At 69.8% G+C, this 2,274-nt stretch carries 1 protein-coding gene; it reads right to left on the bottom strand.

What is annotated here, in order from left to right; translation table 11 throughout:
* Window positions 1–2,040: condensation domain-containing protein (locus AB0D99_RS35580; protein ID WP_362372356.1), on the bottom strand; the 2,040-nt coding region annotated here is incomplete at its 3' end.
* Window positions 2,041–2,274 lie beyond the last annotated feature (234 nt).

Genomic DNA, 2,274 nt, shown 5'->3' with positions numbered 1-2,274 from the left:
CGCATCCGGAGTCCGCGCCACCTGGGCCGCGAACAGCTCCGGCACCACCACCGACCCCAGATCCACAGCCGTGTCGTTCCACCCCACCAACACACAACGCCGCTCATCCTCACCGAGCACATCCAGTGAGCTGAGGGGCACGTCCGTGCCGCCGTCGAGCGCTGCCTCCAGGGCGGACACGAGGTTCTCGGTGGCCGTGTGGACCTGGGCGCTCACCGCCTCCGGGTCGACGGGGGCGATCGCGTCCACCGCGAGCGCGATGGTGTCGCCGTCGTCGTTGACCGCGACGGACAGCGGGTAGTTGGTGCGGTCGTGCGTCCAGACCGTGCGGATGCCCGTGATCTCGGCGTTTCGGCTTTTGTCGGCGTTCTGGCCGGCGTTGTGCCGGTAGTTGAAGAACGAGGTGAACACCGGGGTGTCGCCCGTGACGCCGCTGGCCCGCTGGGCCACCGCGAGGGGGGCGTGCTCGTGTTCGAGGAGACGGGCCAGCTGCCCGCGCATGGCGTCGACGGACTCCAGCGCGCCGAGTTCACCGGTGGGTACGCGGACCGGCAGCGTGTTCATGAAGGGGCCCGGAATCCGGTCCGAGCCCGTGCCCGCGTTCATGCGGCCGGACAGGACGGTGCCGAACACCACGTCCGCGCGGCCGGAGACGGCCGCGAGTACCCGGGCCCATGCCACGTGCAGCACGGGGGCGGGGCTGACGCCGAGGCGGCGGGCGACCTCTCGTATACGGGTGGTCAGGGAGGCGGAGAACTCAAGATCGTCCCGGATGACGCCCGTGCCGTCTCCGTGCACGTCGACCATGCCGTACGGAGCGGTGGGCTCGGTGACGTCGCCGAGGAGGTCGGCGAAGTAGCGCTCGTGCTCGGACTCGCCGCCCCCGCCGCGCGCCTGGGCGACGAAGTTACGGAACGGCAGCGGCTCGGCCAGTTCGTCGCCGTGTCCGGTGAGGAAGGCCCGTACTTCTTCGAGGAGCACTTCCTTCGCCGTGTGGTCCTGCACCATGTGGTGCATCCGCAGGAGTGCGAGCCGGCGGCCGCTCTCGGGCAGGGCTGCGATGTGCAGGCTGATCAGCGGGGCGCGGCCCAGGTCCATGGTCGAGCCGCCGGCTGCGACCAGGTCCGCGACCGGGTCGGTGCTCTCCGCGTCGAGGGTCACCTCGGTGACGGGGAGGGTGGCGTGGCGCCACACGACCTGGACCGGCTCGCGCAGACCGTCCCACACGATGGAGGTCCGGTAGATGTCGTGGCGGTCCACGGCCTGCTGGAGGGCGGCGACGAAGGTGTCGAAGCGGTCGCGCGAGTCGAACTCGATGACGGTCGGGAGCGCGTAGGCGTCGTCCCCGCCTTCGTTGAGGAGGTGGTGGAAGAGCAGGCCCTCCTGGAGAGGGGCCAGCGGGTAGACGTCGGCGACGTTGGCCGCGCCTCCGTCCACCGAGGCGACGACCACGGCGATCTCGTCGGCCGTGAGGTCGACGAGCGGCAGCATCTCGGGGGTGATGGCGGTCGCGTCGGCCGGGATCAGGTTCTCCGGCACGGCGAACCCGTCCGTGCCCGCCGACAGCGCGAGGCCGGCCACGGTGGGGGTCTCGAACAGGGCTCGCACCGACACCGTGACGCCGCGTTCGCGCAGCCGCTCGACGAGGCGGACGGCGAGGAGGGAGTGGCCGCCGAGGGCGAAGAAGTTGTCCTCGACGCCGACGCCGTCGATCCCGAGGATTTCGGCGAACGCCTCGCAGAGGATCTCTTCGCGACCGTTGGTGGGCTTTCGGCTGTCGGTGGTGGCGTACTCGGGTGCCGGCAGTGCCCGGTGATCGAGCTTGCCGTTCACCGTCAACGGCAACGCATCCAGAACCACCACCGCCGACGGAACCATGTACCCCGGAAGCCGACCAGCCGCAAACTCCCGCACACGACCCGCAAGACCGACAACCGACTCCCCGTCCGCCACCACATAAGCAACCAGACGCGGATCCCCCACAACCTCCTCACGCACCACCACAGCCGCCCGCCCCACACCCGGACAACCCGCCACCACCGACCGAACCTCACCCGGCTCGATACGGAACCCACGGATCTTCACCTGCTCATCCGCACGCCCCACAAAAACCAGCTCACCACCAGCCGTCCACCGCACCACATCACCCGTGCGATAAAGCCGACCCCCACCCGACGAAAACCGATCAGCCACAAACCGCTCAGCAGTCAGCCCAGCCCGCCCCACATACCCACGCGCCAGCTGCACACCACCCACATACAACTCACCAGCCAC

The organism is Streptomyces sp. NPDC047971, from assembly GCF_040653355.1.
Lineage (GTDB): Bacteria > Actinomycetota > Actinomycetes > Streptomycetales > Streptomycetaceae > Streptomyces.
This window is presented reverse-complemented; position numbering and strand designations above follow the sequence as displayed.